Raw genomic sequence first — 16,839 nt, 5'->3', positions numbered from 1 at the left:
GATCTCTGCCGGATCAACCATGCGCCCAACTAGATTCATCGAGGCGAACTTTTAGCCGTCGCGCGATTGGAGAGAACCGGACAAGCGTGTCCATGGCTACCGCCTCAAGCCCCGAGGCTCAAGATCCCGTCGGCAAATCTCTGGGGCGCCTCTTGAGGCACGTTGTGGCCGATGTTTTCCAGGATTTCCCGGCGATACGGCCCGGTAAAATGACGGGCGAACGGGTCCTCTTCGGCAGGCGGATCAACCGCATCAGCGCCACCCTCCAGAACCAATGAAGGCACCGCGATCCTGGGTTGTGCGGCAAGCCGGGATTCTATGTTCCGATAGGCTGGATCTCCCTCGGCCAATCCGAAACGATGACGGTACGAGTGTGTTACCACGTCAACAAAGTCGTCGTTCTCAAACGCTGCAGCGGTCGTTTCGAACGCCTCCTGGGTGAACCTCCAGGTGGGCGACCACATGCGCCATAACAAGCGGCAGAAATCCTTTCTGTTCGAGGTCAATCCAGCGCGACCACGGTCACCGTGAAGATAATACTGATACCAGAGGAGGTGCTCAGCCTCGGGGGAAACAGGCTGGTGCGCTTCAGCGATATTCTGAATACTGTAGCCACCACAGCTGACCAAACCGCTTACCCGTTCCGGCCATAGCGCGGCGACGATGCAAGCCGCTCTTCCGCCCCAGTCATAACCCGCAAGTAAAGCTTTTTCGATTTTCAGTGCGTCGAGAAAAGCCAACAGGTCGGCTCCTATTGCCGCCTGCTCTCCAGAGCGCATCGTCTGCTCATCCAGAAATCGGGTGGGGCCGTAGCCACGCAGGTAAGGCGTCAAGCATCGCTTTCCAGCTGAAGCCAGGATCCTGGCGACTTCATCGTAGGCATGCACGTCATAGGGGAAGCCGTGGAGCAACACCACGGGCGCCCCGTCTAACGGACCGATCTCCAGATAGGCGATTTCCAGAACACCGGCTTTAACAGTTTTCATCATTGCCTCCTGCATGGCACCTGCGATCAAAAAATCGGACAAGGAAAAACAAGCCCATGCTCAATGAATCGATAACCTCGCCTTCCATCAGAAGCGAGAAGCGTCCCGCCCGGAATCGACGCCAGCGCACCGCCGAAGGTCCAGGAAAACCTTCAGGCATGGGCGCAATCGGGAATGGCGGCGCGGGCCGTATGGGAGGGCAATTCCGCGAACAGTTCCTGATACTCCGCGGCAAAATGGCTGAGGTGATAAAAACCCCATTGGGCGGCAGCGTCGCCGATCGACAGATGGGACGCCCGGGTAGACATCAAGGTCCGGCGCACACCGTTGAGCCTCACGGAGCGCAGATAGTTGAGCGGCGTGGTTTCGGCAACCGAGCGGAAGCTGTTCTGCACGGTACGCCGGCTCACCTGGAGGCGCTGGCAGAGGTCGTCCACGCTGGGCACGTTGTTCAGTTCCGCGGTCGCCAGGCGGTGGCATTTTTCGACGATATAACTGCGCGTCGAGCTTGGCGTGCGCTGCTGCTTGTCGCAGGCCGGATCGGTCATCAGTTGCAGCAACTCGCCGAGCATGGCCTGTTCCAGCGCCAGCTCGCGAGCTTGCGTCGGGTCGAGCTCTTCGCTTGAGAGGGCCAGGGAGAATGCCGCCAGCACGCGACGGCGGGCATCGGCATAACGTTGGGTGGGCAGCCTGATGACCGGCTGACGCAGCAATTGACCGATTTCCTTTGCCGAGGTGGTTTGTGCCAGCGCCTGTTCGAACCATTCGCGCTCGAAGGTAATGGCCAGCAGCTCCATGCCCATCGGCATATGGAACATGAACTCCTCGCCCCCGTGCAGGAAGAACAGGCTGCTGTCGTCGACCTCCCGCCCTTGCATCCGGATCGAACCCGGAACCGTGATGGGCACGGCGAAACACATCTTGCCCCGGGGCGCGACGCCGTGCTGCACGACACGCTGGTTGATCTTCTCGCGAAATACGTGGCAGCGCGCGGTGCTCAGCTGTATGAGCGAGCTCTCGGCCGAGCCGGCGGTCAGTTGGTTGTAATCCTGATTCCACTCCTGGACGGTAGCGGCGTGGACATGAATATCGCGGAAATGGCTGATGTTGTGGTTCTTCATGATGACGAAAGCCTCTGCCGATATTCTTGTTATTGGGATCGTCTTTGTGCGCAATATTCTCACGATAGGAGAATTCTGCAAATTTATTTGGCTGGCTGTCAGCACTCATGCCGGAACGCTTCGGGACGGCCAGCCAATGTGCCGATTCGGGCTACCGGCCACGCACGGGCGACGGGGATGATCGGAACACTGAAACCGACATCCCGAGAGACCGTCATGAGTGAAGCCAAACTTGAATCCCTGCATTTTGCGGATGCCCCGCGGATTACCTCCGCCATTCCCGGCCCCAGGACCATCGAGGCCCTGGCGTTATCGGCGCGTACCGAGTCGATGGCACGCGGCGGCGGACGCATGCCCGTGGCCATGGACCGGGCTTTTGGCGCGACCTTCAAGGACCCCGATGGCAACACCTATATCGACCTGTCCGCGGGCGTGGGCGTCAGCAGTGTAGGTCGCTGCCACCCGAAGGTCGTGCAAGCGATCCGTGAACAGTCCGAAGTGCTGATGCACGCCTTGGAAGTGAACAGTACCCGGCGCACCGAACTGGCGGCGAAGATTGCCGAAATCGCCCCCGACGGCTTGCGCGGCGATTGCATCACGTTCTTCACGCAAAGCGGCAGCGACGCGCTGGAAGCCGCGGTCAAGTTCGCCAAGCGCATTACCGGGCGGCATCAGATCATCGCTTTCCACGGTGGCTACCACGGCGTCTGGAACGCCTCGGGCGCGCTGACCACCGGCACGGCCTACCGCAAGGGCTACGGCGCCCAGATGGGCGGAGTCATTCATGCGCCCTACCCTTACGCCTATCGTTTTCCCTTCGACACCACGCACAAAAGCGCCGAGCAGATCGCCGGCGAATACGTGGATTACTTGCTGAACACCCCTTACACCGCCGCCGATGACGTGGCCGCGGTAATCGTCGAACCGGTCCAGGGCGAAGGCGGCTACGTGCCTCCGTCGCCAGAGTTCCTGCAATTGTTGCGCAAGGCCTGCGACCGCAGTGGCGCGTTGCTGATCGTCGATGAAGTGCAGTCCGGCGCGGGACGCACCGGCAAGATGTGGGCGGTCGAACATTCAGGCGTGAAGCCCGACATGCTCACCTTCGGCAAGGGCATCGGCAGCGACCTGCCGATGGCGGGCCTGATCATGCGCTCGGACCTGGCGGCGGCGATTCCTGACGGCTCGGTGCCCAATACCTTTGCCGCCAACTCACTCTCGGCGGCAGTGGCGCTGACCAATATCAGCATCCTCCAGGACCCCGAGCTCGACCTGCTCAACCGCGCCCACACGCTCGGGCTGGAAGCGCAGGAACGCATCCGCGGTTTCGACAGCCCGTTCATCGGCGAGGTACGCGGTCGCGGCCTGATGATCGGCATCGAGCTGGTCGAGGACCCGGTCACCAAAGCGCCGCTGGCGCCGGCCAGGATCGGCCAACTGATGGGCTACCTGCTGAACCACGGCGTGCTGATGATTCCCTGCGGTCGCTACAGCAACGTGATGCGGGTGATGCCTTCGCTGACGATCCCACGCTCGCTGTTCTTCAAGGCCCTGGACATTTTTGGCGACGCCCTGGCCACCCTCAAGGCATGACCGTCCACTTCAATTTATTACGGACTGCAAAATGACCCAGCACTTCAAGCACTTCATCGAAGGCGCGGCCTTCGAAGCCTCAGACGGCCGCCGCATCCCCCTCGTCGACCCAGTGACGGAACAGGCCTACGGCAGCTCCGCGCGTGGCACCGCCGAAGACGTCGACCGTGCGGTGAACGCTGCACTCGACCAGCTTGAGCGTGGCGCCTGGAGCCGGCTTGACGGCGCCCAGCGCGCGCGACTGCTGTCGAAACTGGCTGACCTGGTCGAGCGCGACACCGAACAGCTCGCCGACCTCGACGCCAATGCCATCGGCCGCTCCCCCCTCGAACCGCGCCGGATGGACATCCCCAACGCCGTTGCGAACCTGCGCGCCGCCGCCGGCTGGGCCAATCAGCTGGAGGGCCGGACCATCCCCTCCGGCGGCTATTTCGGCACCAGGACCCTGTCGTATACGGTGCGCGAACCGGTGGGCGTGGTCGGCGCCATCGTCCCTTGGAACTCGCCGTTGATGATCACCGTCTGGAAGCTCGCCGCGTTACTCGCGGCAGGCTGCACGGTGGTCATCAAGCCTTCGGAAGAAACCCCGCAATCGGCCCTGCACCTGGCGGCGCTGGCCCAGGAAGCGGGCTTCCCCGACGGGGTGATCAACGTGGTCACCGGTTACGGCGATGAAGTCGGCCGTGCCCTGTGCGAACACCCCCACGTTGCCAAGATCAGCTTCACCGGCAGCCCCGAAGCGGGTCGCGAAATCCAGCGCACCGCCGGTGTGCTGTTCAAGCGCGTCGCCCTGGAGCTGGGCGGCAAGAGTCCGCAGATTGTCTTCGACGACGCCCCCTTCGACGATGCGCTGCACGGCTGCTCGCTCGGCCTGTTCGTCAACCAGGGACAGATCTGCGCGGCCGGCTCGCGCATCCTGGTCCAGCGCGGCATCGCCGAGCGCTTCGCCGTGGCGCTTGCCGATGCGGCACGAGCGGTCAAGGTCGGCGATCCTCGGCAAGCTGGCATACAGATGGGCCCCGTGGCCAAAAAAGCCCAGTTCGAGCGCGTCAACCGGTACATCCAACTGGGCATCGAGCAAGGTGCCACGCTGTTGGCTGGCGGCGTATCGACGCCCGAAAGGGGCTGGTTTGTCCAGCCGACCATCTTTGCCAATGCACGCAATGACATGGCGATCGCCCGGGACGAGATCTTCGGCCCGGTCGGCACCGTGATCACTTTCGACAGCGAAGATGAGGCGCTTGCCTTGGCCAACGATTCTGCTTACGGCCTCGCGGCGACGGTCTGGACCCACGACCTGGCAAAAGCGCATCGCGTGGCTGGCGCGGTGAAGGCCGGTGCTGTGGGTGTCAACTGCTGGAGCCCGCTGGATGCCAATCTGCCTTGGGGCGGGGTGAAAGCCAGCGGCATTGGCCGTGAAGGCGGATTCGCCGGCGCGTTGGCCTACACCGAAGAGAAAGTCATCACCTTATTGCTGCCCACCTGACAGCCATCCCTGCACTGACCGAGCGACCCTCGATGCGCTGATTAGCCGTGGGTCGCTCAGGTGCATTTTTGTTACCGATGGAGAGACCGCGATGAATCCGGCAAATCAAACAGCTGTTGATCGGTATCCGACGTCCCTGCGACTCCTGCATTGGGTGCGCGCCGTGCTCATCGCTGGCCTGCTCTGGGCAGGCTGGCACATGACCGGGCTGGATGACGAAGTGGCGAGCAAGTACGAGCTTTATTATCCGTGGCACAAATCGTTCGGGGTGTTGGCATTCTTGCTGGTGCTGGTCCAGATCGTCTTGCGCGTGCGAACCCCCAGGCTGCCGCAGCCGCCGGAATCATTGGCGCGCTATGAACGGATATCGTCAAGGCTTGCGCACCGTACCTTGTATGCGCTGCTGGTGATCGTGCCGTTGATGGGCTATTCGATGTCGAGCACCTACACGATGAGCGACGGGGTGTTCTTCTTTGGCGTTAACCTTCCGGAGCTGCTTGGAAAAAATGACGATTGGTTCGTCGTCTTCCAATGGCTGCACAAGGTGCTCGCCTACACGCTGCTCGGCCTGATCCTGGTGCATGTCGCCGGCGCGCTCAAGCACCGGTTCCTCGACCGCGATCCCCGACGCGACGTGCTGCGCCGCATGCTCTGACGGCCTCGGCCTGATCACTTCTCCCACCGGATGCGCCACGGTGAGTGGCGCATCCGGATCAAGCTACCCGCAACGGATGCCGCGAACGGCGACTCAGAACGTCACCCACACGATGAACTGCAGATACGTGTTGGTCGAGGCGCTGCCGCTTTGCAGACCGCCGTCGCCCAGCCACTTCCTCGGTTTGTAGAAACCCACCAGCGGCGAAAGCGTGACGTTGTCGGTCACACTCCAATCCAGGTACAGGTCGACCTCCCGCGCGCTGAAATCCTGCGCGTCGCGGTCGGAGAGCTGGTCGTAGTGAAAGTACATGGCGTTGAGAGTCAGCCTGTCAGTCGGCTGGACCGAGAGCAGCACGTCGTTGATCTGCATGTTCGAGGTCACCGAGGCGGCATAATTCGCCGCGACCTCACCCTGGTAGCGTTTGCGAAAACCGCCCTGGAAGAGAAAGTCCCAACCTTGCGAATAGCGTGAATACCGATAGCTCACCGCCGGTTGCCATCGAGCCTCGGTGAAGGTGTAGCCCGCATCGAAGAACATCGCCCGCTGCGACCCGGAACGTTTTTCCTGGCGCGCCACTTCGAAGGCGAAGTCGGCATTCACGATGCCCGCATTGCCCTGGCCACGGATGCTGTAGATGTCCATACCCTTGCGTTCAAGTCGATCGGCAAAGGCGTATCGCTCGTTGACATCGAGGCCGTGTACATACGTCGAACCGATCGAGCCGATGGGCGTCGTGTAGTCGAGGGTCGCAGCCGCCACTTCGGTCTCCGACTGCCCGGGGTTGTCCGATTTCAGCCATATCAGGCTGCCGTGGAGCCCCTGCGTTCCGCCCAGTTTCAGGACCGCGGTGTTGCCGAACGCCAGTCGTGGGCCAAGGTAGAAGGCACCGCCCCGATCGAACCGGCCATCCGCGACGCCGGCGATGGGGCTGAAGGCCTTGCCGGGCGCAAAGCCGTCGTCGGTGATCAGGAATCCATCCACCGTGACGATTTGTCGGCCGAAGGAGAAATCAACGCCGTCAGTCCCTAGCGCCGGGATAAGGTCACCTGATTTCCAGCCCAGGTAGGCGTCCTCCACGGCGGTTCTTCTTTCATCACCGACCGTGAGGCTTCCGGCGTCGCCATCGCCCCAGGACCCTGTGCTGATCAGGCTGAACCCACCGTAGACCGAGCCGACACCGAGCTTGTTGGTCGTGCCGTTTACACCGTACTTGGCGAAGCCTTCCTGCCACCGCATGCTGCCGGGTTCCTCCTGCGGGTTGGCAAGATAATTCTTCTCACTGCCGAACCAGCCGAACCCCGCCCAGAGATCGGCGTTCAGCACGGTTGCACCATCGTCCTCGCTGTAGAACTCATAGGCCTGTGCCTGCGGCTCCAATGTACAGACTGCGAGCAGTGAAATTGACAGGGCATAAGGGGGGGTGCGCATGACGTCTCTCCTGTTCTTATATTTATGAGGCGAGTCATGAGTGTTCCGATTCGGGCTGCCCATGCGGTAGCCCAAATCAGCATGTGCAAAGGGCTGGCCGCCCATTCCCGTGGCGCAATTTCTCGCTGCCGCAAAATATTTCCGATGACCTTATCGGTTGCCGTTTTGGGCTACGGCCTCGACATGCGCCGCCCCTATGCTGGGGCCATAAGAACGCATAAGAACGAGGAACCCGTCATGTCCCCATTACCGCTGCTACGTCAGGGGCTTTGCCTGCTGGCCGTCGTCGCCTGCAGTGCCCTGCCATCGGTAGTTACCGCCCACCATTCATTTGCGCTTTTCGACCAGACCAGGACGGTCACGGTCAAGGGCGTCGTCGAGCGCTTCGCCTGGACCAATCCGCACGTCACGATTTACCTCGATACGCCCGGCCCGCCGCCCCAGCGATTCAAGATCGAGACCGGCAGCGTCAACGCTTTGCAGCGCGCCGGCTGGAGCGCCGACTCGATCAAGGCCGGCGAGAGCGCCGAGGTGACCTTCAAACCGCTGAAAAACGGTGACCCGGGCGGGTTGCTGCTGGAAATCAGGATCGGTGAAGTCGTGCTCTCTGGCGGCGGATAGAAGAAGCAAGGCTGACCACCGAACTGAACCGTCCAGCAGCGTGGAGACCTTTCAATGAAACCGACACGAACCTTGAACGCGGCGATGATCTTCCTGGGCATCGCCCTCGCGACGGGTAGCGGGATATGCCGCGCCACGCCGTCCTCTTCCCCGAACGACAAACACAGCGTGGGCATCAGCGGCACCTGGGAAAGAACTCCGGACGACTGGTTCGGTGAAAACCCGGACGACCCGGTGCACCCGGGCGGGCCGATGGATCTGAAGCAACCCTATGCCAGCGCATACGCCGCGCTAAAAAAACAGCAGGCCGCCGCGAACGAAGCCGGGACGCCCATCGCGACGACCAGCTCTCGCTGCCTGCCCGAAGGAATGCCGACGTTGATGGCGGCGCTCTTCCCGATCCAGATCATTCACGACGACAAGCAAGTGATTGTCCTTGGGGAATACCTCCAGCAGGTGCGGCGGATTCCCCTGAACGAAGCAATGCCGGCGAAAGAGAAACTGACACCTGCCTACCAAGGCCATTCGCGCGGCCATTGGGAAGGCGACACGCTGGTGGTGGAAACACAACGTGTGCGCACGGACGTGACCTTCTACGACGTTCCCCACAGCGAAGAGATGAAGATCACCGAACGCATCCGGCTACGCGGGCCGGATCAGTTGGAGAACCAGGTCGTGATCGAAGATCCGCAAGTGCTCAAGACCCCGTATCACTTCACCTTCGACTACAAGCGCTCCAACTACGCCATCCAGGAGTACGTCTGCGAGAACAACCAGATCGTGATCGACAGCGAGGGCAAGGCGTCCCTCAGCCGCGAGTAAAGCCCTGTCGACGAATATTTTGGAGATGACCGGATTGAAACGATCGATAGCCATCAGCCTCCTTCGGCCAACGCTGCCCGGCGCCCTGCTCTCGCTGATCCTCATGTTCGACGCGTTCGCCGAGGTGCCACGCATGCCCACCGCCATCGCGGTGCCGCCCTCCGGCAAGCCACCGTTGTCGTCGGCGAAGTACCCGGGCACCGAACACAGCGACCTGGAGAAATACGACTACATCGAGGAAGAGTTTTACCTGCAAGGCGTCGCCCCGGCCATTACCGCTGCGGGCGAAACGCTGCTGGAGGCGCCTTACACCACACGCCTGCTGGTACGCAGACCGGCAGATCCCGCACGCTTCAATGGCACGGTGGTGATCGAGCCGTTCAGCTGGTTTGGCGAACGCGGCGCCGGATGGATCCTGACTCGCAACTACTTGCTGCGTCGAGGTTACGCTTACGTCGGGTACACGCTGAACATGAACAAGCCGGCGGTCGATCCCAAGTTCATCTCGGAGACCGCGGCGGCCGAAGCCGAGCAGATCGCCCAGTACGGACGGATCGTGAACCTCGAATTCATGCGTCGTTTCGACTACTCACGCTACGCCCCACTGGGTGCCTACTACGATCCCCAGCGCTTCACTCGTGGCGAAGGCCCCGACCCCTTCATTCCACAATCCCAGGGCATCGCGGCGCAACTGGCGTTGCTGTTGAAGACCGATGGACCACAGAGCCCCTTGGCTGGCTTCGATGTGCAGCGCATCTATGTCAACAGCTGGGCAGTGACAGCGCAGGTCTGGATGGACTATCTCGACCAGGGCCGGCATCAGCAATGGCGCATGCCCGACGCACGGCCGCTGATCGATGGCTACATGACGGGACGCATGGCCTATGGCGAGGTCGGCGGCGAGGTCATCCGGATGCCAAGCCGGATGCCCGAGGGCGTACCGTTCGTGACCGTCTACAGCCAGTCCGAGCTGATGCACGACATTCTCGAAGGCATCGATCTGCCAGCGGATACTGACAGCCCACAGGTTCGCTATTACGAAGTGACCGGTATGCCACATCTACGGCTGGCTGACCTCGGTACGGAGCATACCGAACGGGTCGCGGCCGATATCGGCAAGGGTGACGACCCACAGTGCCGGACGCTGTACGACGAACCCGCGGAGCTGGTCGTCTCGGCGCTCCTCGATGGCCTGGACAAATGGGTCCGCGAGCGCAAACCCATGCCCAAGGCTGCGCGCGTCGTCCGCGAGGGCAAATCCGCCGCCCGCGATCCCGCCACCCACAACCTGCAAGGCGGTGTACGCCCGCCGTGGGTCCAGGTGCCCAGCGCGACCTACCTGACTGAACAGGAAACCGGCTGCGGGCTGATCTACGACACCAAGGTGCCCTACTCCAGGGAAATGCTTCGCCAGCGCTACGCAAACTTCAGCCAATACGAGCAAGCTTTCGAAGACGCCAAGAGCGTATCGGTCAAGCAACGCTATCTCCTTCCGGAAGACGCGCCGGGCCTGCGTCCGATCGCAAGGCCGGAAGACTTCTAAATCCATTGTGGAAGCACAGCAGATGTCAGCAGAACTCATCATCGCCTGGATCTACGCGTCACCATTGAGCACCGCCATCAGGGACATGTCCTGGGTCGTGCCGACGGTACAGAGCGTCCATATCCTGGCCATCGCAGTGATCTTCGGCGCCGCGGTGATTTCCGACCTTCGGTTGGCCGGCGCGCTTGCCACCGATGAACCCTCGCGTGGCGTCATCGCGCGTTATTACCCGTGGATGCGCAACGCCCTCGGCATCCTGCTCCTCACCGGGCTGGTGATGATCATTGGCGAGCCGGACCGCGTGCTGGTCAACACCACGTTCTGGCTGAAGATGTTGCTGGTCATTGGCGTGTTCACGCTGGCCTGGTCGATCCGGCGTCCGTTGCTGCGGCCCGCCGATGGCGATGACGAGAAGCGTCCGGTCAAGGCGCTGGCCTGGCTCTCCATTGTTTTGTGGTGCGTCGTGATCATCTGCGGTCGCTGGATCGCCTACTGATTCCGCGTTTTCAACGAAAGCTCTCAGGTATTCGTCATGGATCTTCAAGCATTACTGCAACCCCTCGAGGCCAGCGCATTAGCCGCCCAGATCCGCGAGTCGGCTTCCGTTTTTCCCGCCCTGGAATCGGTACACGTGATCGGCATTGCCCTCGTGTTCGGAACCATCGCCGTTGTCGACTTGCGCCTGCTTGGCATTGCCTCCCATCGTCGAAGCGCGCTACGGCTTATCGAGGAATTGCTGCCCTACACCTGGGTCGCCTTCGCCGCCTGCTTGATCACCGGGCTGCTGATGTTTGTCTCCAACGCGACCACCTATGCGCAGAACAGCGTGTTCTGGTGGAAGATGGGCGTGTTGCTGCTGGCGGGGCTCAATATGGGGATATTCCACCTGGGCGCCTATCGCCGCATCGATGAATGGGACACGACACTGCCGCCCCCCGGCCCGGCGCGCCTCGCAGGTTTCAGCTCGTTGACGCTGTGGGTGAGCGTGATCTGCCTGGGCCGCTGGATCGGGTTCGTCTGATGGCTGACTTGCCGCGAGACTGGGCCGGCCGTTATTGCTATGCGTTCACATCAACGACCGTACGCCCGCGCACCTTTCCTTCCAGCACCTGAGCGGCGACCTCTGGAACCTGCGCCAGGCCGACGACCTGGGTGGTCCGGGCGAGCTTGTTCACGTCGAGATCCCGGGCCAGTCGCGACCATGCTTGCAGGCGAACCTCTTGCGGAGCATTCACCGAATCGATACCGGCAAGGGTCACGTTGCGCAGGATGAAGGGCAGCACCGAGCCGGGCAGATCCGCCCCCTGGGCCAGGCCGAAAGCGGCGACAACGCCACGATATCGAGTCTGTGCCAAGGCATTGACCAGGGTATGGCTGCCGACCGAATCGATGACGCCGGCCCAACGCTCCTTGGCAACCGGAGCACCCGGCTCGGACAAGGTATGGCGATCGATGATCTCGCCGGCACCGAGATCGCGCAGGTAATCGGCTTCTTCCTGGCGGCCGGTCGAGGCAATCACCCGATAGCCCAGGCCGGACAACAGTGCGATTGCCACCGAGCCCGCGCCGCCGTTGGCGCCGGTCACCAGAACGTCGCCACGCTCAGGCGTCAGGCCGCCATGTTCCAGAGCCAACACGCTGAGCATCGCGGTGTAGCCGGCGGTGCCGATGGCCATGGCCTGGCGGGTCGAAAAAACTTCCGGAACCTTCACCAGCCAGTCGCCGCTCACCCGCGCCTTCTGGGCAAAGCCGCCGTGGTGGGTCTGGCTCAGCCCCCAACCGTTGAGCAGCACCCGATCGCCAGCCTGGAAACCGGCATGACTGGAGCTTTCGACAACGCCGGCAAAGTCGATGCCGGGGATCAGCGGAAATTGGCGGATCACTGGTGTGCGACCGCTAAGCGCCAAGGCGTCCTTGTAATTGACGGTGGAGTACTCGATCGCGACGGTGACGTCGCCGGGCATCAGGTCCTCGTCCTTGAAGTCGACCAGGCGGGTGGAAATCACGTCAGCGGTTTTGGTGCAAAGCAGCGCTTTGAAGGTCATTGTTGGTTTCCTCTTCATTTTGAGCGGGTCGCGGCCAACGCAGCGAATGCGGGCCCTGGCCCGGCTGGCAATTCACGCGAGCTGCAGGGCCTTGCGGATGCCCGTGTCCAGCACGCCAGCCGGCGCGAAGCGACGCATGAACTGCAACTGCGCGGCTGTCTTGCCGGCGGTGTAACGCAGCTTCGGCCGCTCGGCGCGAGCCGCCTTGAGCACCACGTCAGCCACCACGTCGGGGCCCTCGGCGGTCGCCATCGCCTGGTTGACGACCTTGGTTACCTTAACCCGAATGTCCTCATACACGTCCAGCTTGGCGTCAGCCTGCAGGCTGTTGCTTTCGAATGCCGTGCGCGTATAGCCGGGCTCGATGACGACCACCCGGATGCCATGGGTACGCAACTCGTGATCCAGCGCTTGAGAATAGCCATCCACCGCATGTTTGCTGGCCACGTAGAGCGCCACATAAGGTACGGATACGACACCAAGAATGGAGCCGATGTTGATGATTCGACCGACGCCCTGACGTCGCATGTGGGGCACAACGGCGCGGGTCATGCGCACGACACCGAGGAAATTGGTATCGAAGACGGCCTTGGCCTGCTCGATCGAGCTTTCTTCCGCCGCGGCCGGGGCGAGTCCGAAACCGGCATTGTTGACCAGCAAATCGATGCGCCCTTCCCGGCGCAGCAGCTCGCCGACAGCGGCTTCGACGCTGGCGTCGTCGGTTACGTCCAGCGCCAGCATCGAAAATGCCTGATGAACCGCCGGTGTACCTCGCCGGCTGGTGCCATATACGGTGTAGCCGGCCGCCGCGAGCTTGTTCGCGATGGCCTCACCGATGCCGGACGAAGCGCCGGTCACCAACGCTACGGATTTAGTAATGGTCATACAGTGTTCCTCTGGCTGCCTGGCGGGATCCGGCATCAACGCGTGTCGGGGAACTCTATGATGATGATCATAATTATAGACGTCAATACTTTTGATTTCGACTGACATCTAATTTACCAGAACGACACGCAGGCATCACCGCCAGCGGCAGATCGACGCGGTGCATTGCGTTGAGTGAGAATCGTCGTCGGCCCGCGCCACTAAACGCTTGGAAACACCGGGTGACGGTGAGGGGAAGACCGCAGGCTCGATGGAGAGGCATGCGCCCCTCCACCTCCGCCGTTTACTCGCGCGCTTGTATCAAGCCAGCAGATCGTTCGAGCTCAAGGAATTGACGCCTAGCAACTGAATCTCGAAATCCGCGTTCAGGTCGCCATTGACGTTGCCGTAAAGCACGTGGTCGACGAAGCGTAATTGCCCGGCCCCGGTAAAATCAGCCGAGTCGATAAAGCTGAACGTATCGTTCAGCGCGGTCAGTGTGTCGGCATCCAATCCCGAAAGATCGATTTTATCGCCCTGCAGAGCGCTGAAATCAAAAATGACATCACGCGCGCTACCGCTGCCCAGGTCATCGAGCGCAGTGAAAACAAACTGGTCGGCTCCATCACCACCGATGAGGGTGTCTGTTCCAATCCCGCCGATGAGTATGTCATTGCCAGCGCCGCCTTCGAGCTGGTCGTTGCCGGCACCACCTTCCAGGGTGTCCGCACCACCCAGGCCATCGAGTACGTTGGCTGCGCTGTTACCGGTCAGTCTGTTGTCCAGCCCGTTGCCGATAAGCGTGAGGGAGTCGGTATAGAGCAACTGGCCGTCTTCGATATTGGCCGACAAGGTGTAGTTCACCGAGGTACGGATCAGGTCATGACCTTCGTCGGCAAGCTCGACGACCGTGTCGCCAGCATTGTCGACCACGTAGTTGTCATCCCCCAGGCCGCCTATCAGCGTGTCCTGCCCCGCTCCGCCATTGACGACGTTGTTGCCGGCGTTGCCGGTCAGCACGTTGGACAGTTCGTTGCCGCCGGCGTTGACGTTGGCGTTGCCGGTCAACGTCAGGTTTTCCAGGTTGTTGCCCAGTCGCCAGGCCACCGATGAAACGACGGTGTCGATTTCATCGGCCACGGTGCTCGCTTCATTGACGACATCACCGACGTTGTCGACCACGTAAGTATCAGCACCGGCGCCCCCTTCCAGGGTATCCGCACCACCAAGGCCATCGAGTATGTTGGCGGCGCTGTTACCGGTCAGCCTGTTGTCCAGCGCGTTGCCGATAAGCGTGAGGGAGTCGGTATAGAGCAACTGGCCGTCTTCGATATTGGCCGACAAGGTGTAGTTCACCGAGGTACGGATCAGGTCATGACCTTCGTCGGCAAGCTCGACGACCGTGTCGCCAGCATTGTCGACCACGTAGTTGTCATCCCCCAGGCCGCCTATCAGCGTGTCCTGCCCCGCTCCGCCATTGACGACGTTGTTGCCGGCGTTGCCGGTCAGCACGTTGGACAGTTCGTTGCCGCCGGCGTTGACGTTGGCGTTGCCGATCAACGTCAGGTTTTCCAGGTTGTTGCCCAGTCGCCAGGCCACCGATGAACGAACGGTGTCGATTTCATCGGCCACGGTGCTGGCTTCGTTGATGACATCGCCGACGTTGTCGACGAGGTAGGTGTCACCACCAGCGCCGCCGGTCAGGGTATCCGCACCACTGCCGCCGTCGAGGATATTGGCCTCGGCGTTCCCGGTGATGCGGTTGTTCAGCGCGTTGCCGGTTGCATTCAGGTTGCCGCTGCCGATCAACTTCAGGTTCTCGAAGTTGGCACCCAGGGTATAGCTGACGGTTGAAAGAACACTGTCGATCTCCGTAAGCGAAGCATCTCGCTCAATGATCGTGTCGGACAGGCTGTCGATGTAATAACTGTCGTTGCCGGCACCGCCGTCGAGGATGTCCGCACCACCGAGGCCGTTGAGCACGTTGCCGGCACTGTTACCGGTCAGTCTGTTGTCCAGCGCGTTGCCGATAAGCGTGAGGGAATCGTTATAGAGCAGCTGGCCGTCTTCGATATTGGCTGACAAGGTGTAGTTTACCGAGGTACGGATCAGGTCATGACCTTCGTCGGCAAGCTCGACGACCGTGTCGCCAGCATTGTCGACCACGTAGTTGTCGTCCCCCAGGCCGCCTATCAGCGTGTCCTGCCCCGCTCCACCATTGACGACGTTGTTGCCGGCGTTGCCGGTCAGCACGTTGGACAGTTCGTTGCCGGCGGCGTTGACGTTGGCGTCGCCGGTCAACGTCAGGTTTTCCAGGTTGTTGCCCAGTCGCCAGGCCACCGATGAAACGACGGTGTCGATTTCATCGGCCACGGTGCTGGCTTCGTTGATGACATCGCCGACGTTGTCGACGAGGTAGGTGTCACCACCAGCGCCGCCGGTCAGGGTATCCACACCACTGCCACCGTCGATGATATTGGCCTCGGCGTTCCCGGTGATGCGGTTGTTCAGGGCGTTGCCGGTTGCATTCAGGTTGCCGCTGCCGATCAGCTTCAGGTTTTCGAAGTTGGCACCCAGGGTATAGCTGACGGCTGAAAGGACACTGTCGATCTGCGTGAGCGAGGCATCTCGCTCAATGATCGTGTCGGACAGGCTGTCGATGTAATAACTGTCGTTACCGGCGCCGCCGTCGAGGGTGTCCGCACCACCGAGGCCGTTGAGTACGTTGCCCAGTTCGTTACCGATCAGCGTGTCATCGTAGGCTGAACCGACCGCATTCTCGATTTTTGCGCCATAGGCGATTGCCAACCCTTCGTTGAAGAGAGTCAGCGTGTTGACGTTCAAGAACGCCTGGCCGATCTTGCTGAACGCGCCCTCATTCAGATTGATGCGTACCGCTGCCGCCTGATTACTCGCGTCGATGGTGTCATTGCCGCCGGCATCCCAGATCGTCTCGAAAACCGACTGGCCAGCAGCCCAGCTATAGGTGTTATTCCCGGTCTGCCATTGGTTATTCGCCCCATAAAGGCTCTGTATGGCGGCGATGTCGAGCAGCATCGGCGTGGTCGGTTCATAGAGGTACGGGTCGTTGTAACTCATGACGGTGTAACGTACGTCGTCAAACTCGGTAGCAAGCACCGTGGGATTGAAGCCGCTGGTGGAAAACGGATGTTTGAGGCCCAGCGCGTGCCCGATCTCATGCACAAAGGTCAAGTAGTCGTAGGATCCTTTGACGGGCGCTGGATCATTCGTCGACGGGCCGATCCAGACATCACCGGCAGTAGGGCTGGTGCCAGGCATATAAGCCCAGGCGGCGACACCGTCATCCATCCCTTGGTAACCACCAAATCGCAAGTCACCGACATTGCTGAAGGATTCGCCGACCTGCGTGAACTGAATGTTGGCAACCGAACTCCACGCACCCAGCGCGCTGACGACGCTGTTCTGCTGGGCCGGAGTCAGGACGTAGGTGGCCAGGTCCTCGTTGTTGTTGCTGTAATCGAAGGTGAAACGTGAATTATCGGTAATGAAGCTGTACGTCAATGAGGTAACGGGCATGCAATTGTTCGTGGAATTGCCTGACCAATAAGTGCCGTAAAGCAAACTATCGACTTGCGCATTGCCGGTCAGGCTGGCAGACGAAACAGATGAATAACCGAAAAATGGACTGGGCAT

At 61.2% G+C, this 16,839-nt stretch carries 14 protein-coding genes; 8 read left to right on the top strand and 6 right to left on the bottom strand.

What is annotated here, in order from left to right; translation table 11 throughout:
• Positions 1–104: 104 nt before the first annotated feature.
• Both PSH78_RS12150 and PSH78_RS12145 read right to left on the bottom strand, forming a co-directional pair.
• Complete coding sequence (locus PSH78_RS12150; protein ID WP_305501232.1) at positions 105–989, bottom strand: alpha/beta fold hydrolase; 885 nt, start codon at positions 987–989, stop codon at positions 105–107.
• 149 nt (positions 990–1,138) lie between these two features.
• The gene (locus PSH78_RS12145; RefSeq protein WP_305500771.1) at positions 1,139–2,107 is read right to left on the bottom strand and encodes a helix-turn-helix domain-containing protein; all 969 of its coding nucleotides are present in this window, start codon (positions 2,105–2,107) and stop codon (positions 1,139–1,141) included.
• A gap of 216 nt (positions 2,108–2,323) precedes the next feature.
• Between PSH78_RS12145 and PSH78_RS12140 the strand changes: the two genes are divergently transcribed.
• The 3 genes from PSH78_RS12140 (at position 2,324) to PSH78_RS12130 (ending at position 5,838) form a co-directional block, all read left to right on the top strand.
• Complete coding sequence (locus PSH78_RS12140) at positions 2,324–3,697, top strand: aspartate aminotransferase family protein (RefSeq protein ID WP_305500769.1); 1,374 nt, start codon at positions 2,324–2,326, stop codon at positions 3,695–3,697.
• A gap of 31 nt (positions 3,698–3,728) precedes the next feature.
• Complete coding sequence (locus PSH78_RS12135) at positions 3,729–5,183, top strand: aldehyde dehydrogenase (RefSeq protein ID WP_305500767.1); 1,455 nt, start codon at positions 3,729–3,731, stop codon at positions 5,181–5,183.
• A 91-nt stretch (positions 5,184–5,274) separates the two neighbouring features.
• Positions 5,275–5,838, top strand: a complete 564-nt coding sequence (locus tag PSH78_RS12130; RefSeq protein WP_305500766.1) for a cytochrome b — start codon at positions 5,275–5,277, stop codon at positions 5,836–5,838.
• A 93-nt stretch (positions 5,839–5,931) separates the two neighbouring features.
• Here the strand turns inward: PSH78_RS12130 and PSH78_RS12125 are convergent, their stop codons facing one another.
• On the bottom strand, positions 5,932–7,269 hold the full coding sequence (locus tag PSH78_RS12125; protein ID WP_305500764.1) for an alginate export family protein: 1,338 nt from the start codon (positions 7,267–7,269) through the stop codon (positions 5,932–5,934).
• A gap of 237 nt (positions 7,270–7,506) precedes the next feature.
• Here PSH78_RS12125 and PSH78_RS12120 point away from each other — a divergent pair, with 237 nt between their 5' ends.
• The 5 genes from PSH78_RS12120 to PSH78_RS12100 are packed head-to-tail and all read left to right on the top strand — an operon-like array spanning position 7,507 to position 11,276.
• Complete coding sequence (locus PSH78_RS12120; protein WP_305500763.1) at positions 7,507–7,890, top strand: DUF6152 family protein; 384 nt, start codon at positions 7,507–7,509, stop codon at positions 7,888–7,890.
• A 54-nt stretch (positions 7,891–7,944) separates the two neighbouring features.
• Positions 7,945–8,712, top strand: coding sequence for a hypothetical protein (locus tag PSH78_RS12115; protein ID WP_305500762.1), 768 nt, complete (start codon positions 7,945–7,947; stop codon positions 8,710–8,712).
• Between the two features lie 34 nt (positions 8,713–8,746).
• A complete protein-coding gene (locus PSH78_RS12110) occupies positions 8,747–10,255 on the top strand; it encodes an alpha/beta hydrolase domain-containing protein (RefSeq protein WP_305500760.1) in 1,509 nt (502 codons plus the stop codon).
• 22 nt (positions 10,256–10,277) lie between these two features.
• Positions 10,278–10,751: a DUF6644 family protein gene (locus PSH78_RS12105; RefSeq protein ID WP_305500758.1), complete on the top strand. Its 474-nt coding sequence runs from the start codon at positions 10,278–10,280 to the stop codon at positions 10,749–10,751.
• A gap of 36 nt (positions 10,752–10,787) precedes the next feature.
• Positions 10,788–11,276, top strand: coding sequence for a DUF6644 family protein (locus PSH78_RS12100; RefSeq protein ID WP_305500756.1), 489 nt, complete (start codon positions 10,788–10,790; stop codon positions 11,274–11,276).
• Positions 11,277–11,313: 37 nt separating this feature from the next.
• Here PSH78_RS12100 and PSH78_RS12095 read toward each other — a convergent pair whose 3' ends face one another.
• The 3 genes from PSH78_RS12095 to PSH78_RS12085 all read right to left on the bottom strand — a co-directional run bounded on the left by PSH78_RS12095 (position 11,314) and on the right by PSH78_RS12085 (position 16,839).
• Positions 11,314–12,300 (bottom strand): MDR family oxidoreductase, encoded by a 987-nt coding sequence (locus tag PSH78_RS12095; protein ID WP_305500754.1) that lies wholly within the window; start codon positions 12,298–12,300, stop codon positions 11,314–11,316.
• A gap of 72 nt (positions 12,301–12,372) precedes the next feature.
• On the bottom strand, positions 12,373–13,185 hold the full coding sequence (locus PSH78_RS12090; protein WP_305500753.1) for an oxidoreductase: 813 nt from the start codon (positions 13,183–13,185) through the stop codon (positions 12,373–12,375).
• Positions 13,186–13,485: 300 nt separating this feature from the next.
• Positions 13,486–16,839: a M10 family metallopeptidase gene (locus tag PSH78_RS12085; protein ID WP_305500751.1), complete on the bottom strand. Its 3,354-nt coding sequence runs from the start codon at positions 16,837–16,839 to the stop codon at positions 13,486–13,488.

The sequence above is a fragment of the Pseudomonas sp. FP198 genome (assembly GCF_030687895.1).
Taxonomy (GTDB): Bacteria; Pseudomonadota; Gammaproteobacteria; order Pseudomonadales; family Pseudomonadaceae; genus Aquipseudomonas.
This window is presented reverse-complemented; position numbering and strand designations above follow the sequence as displayed.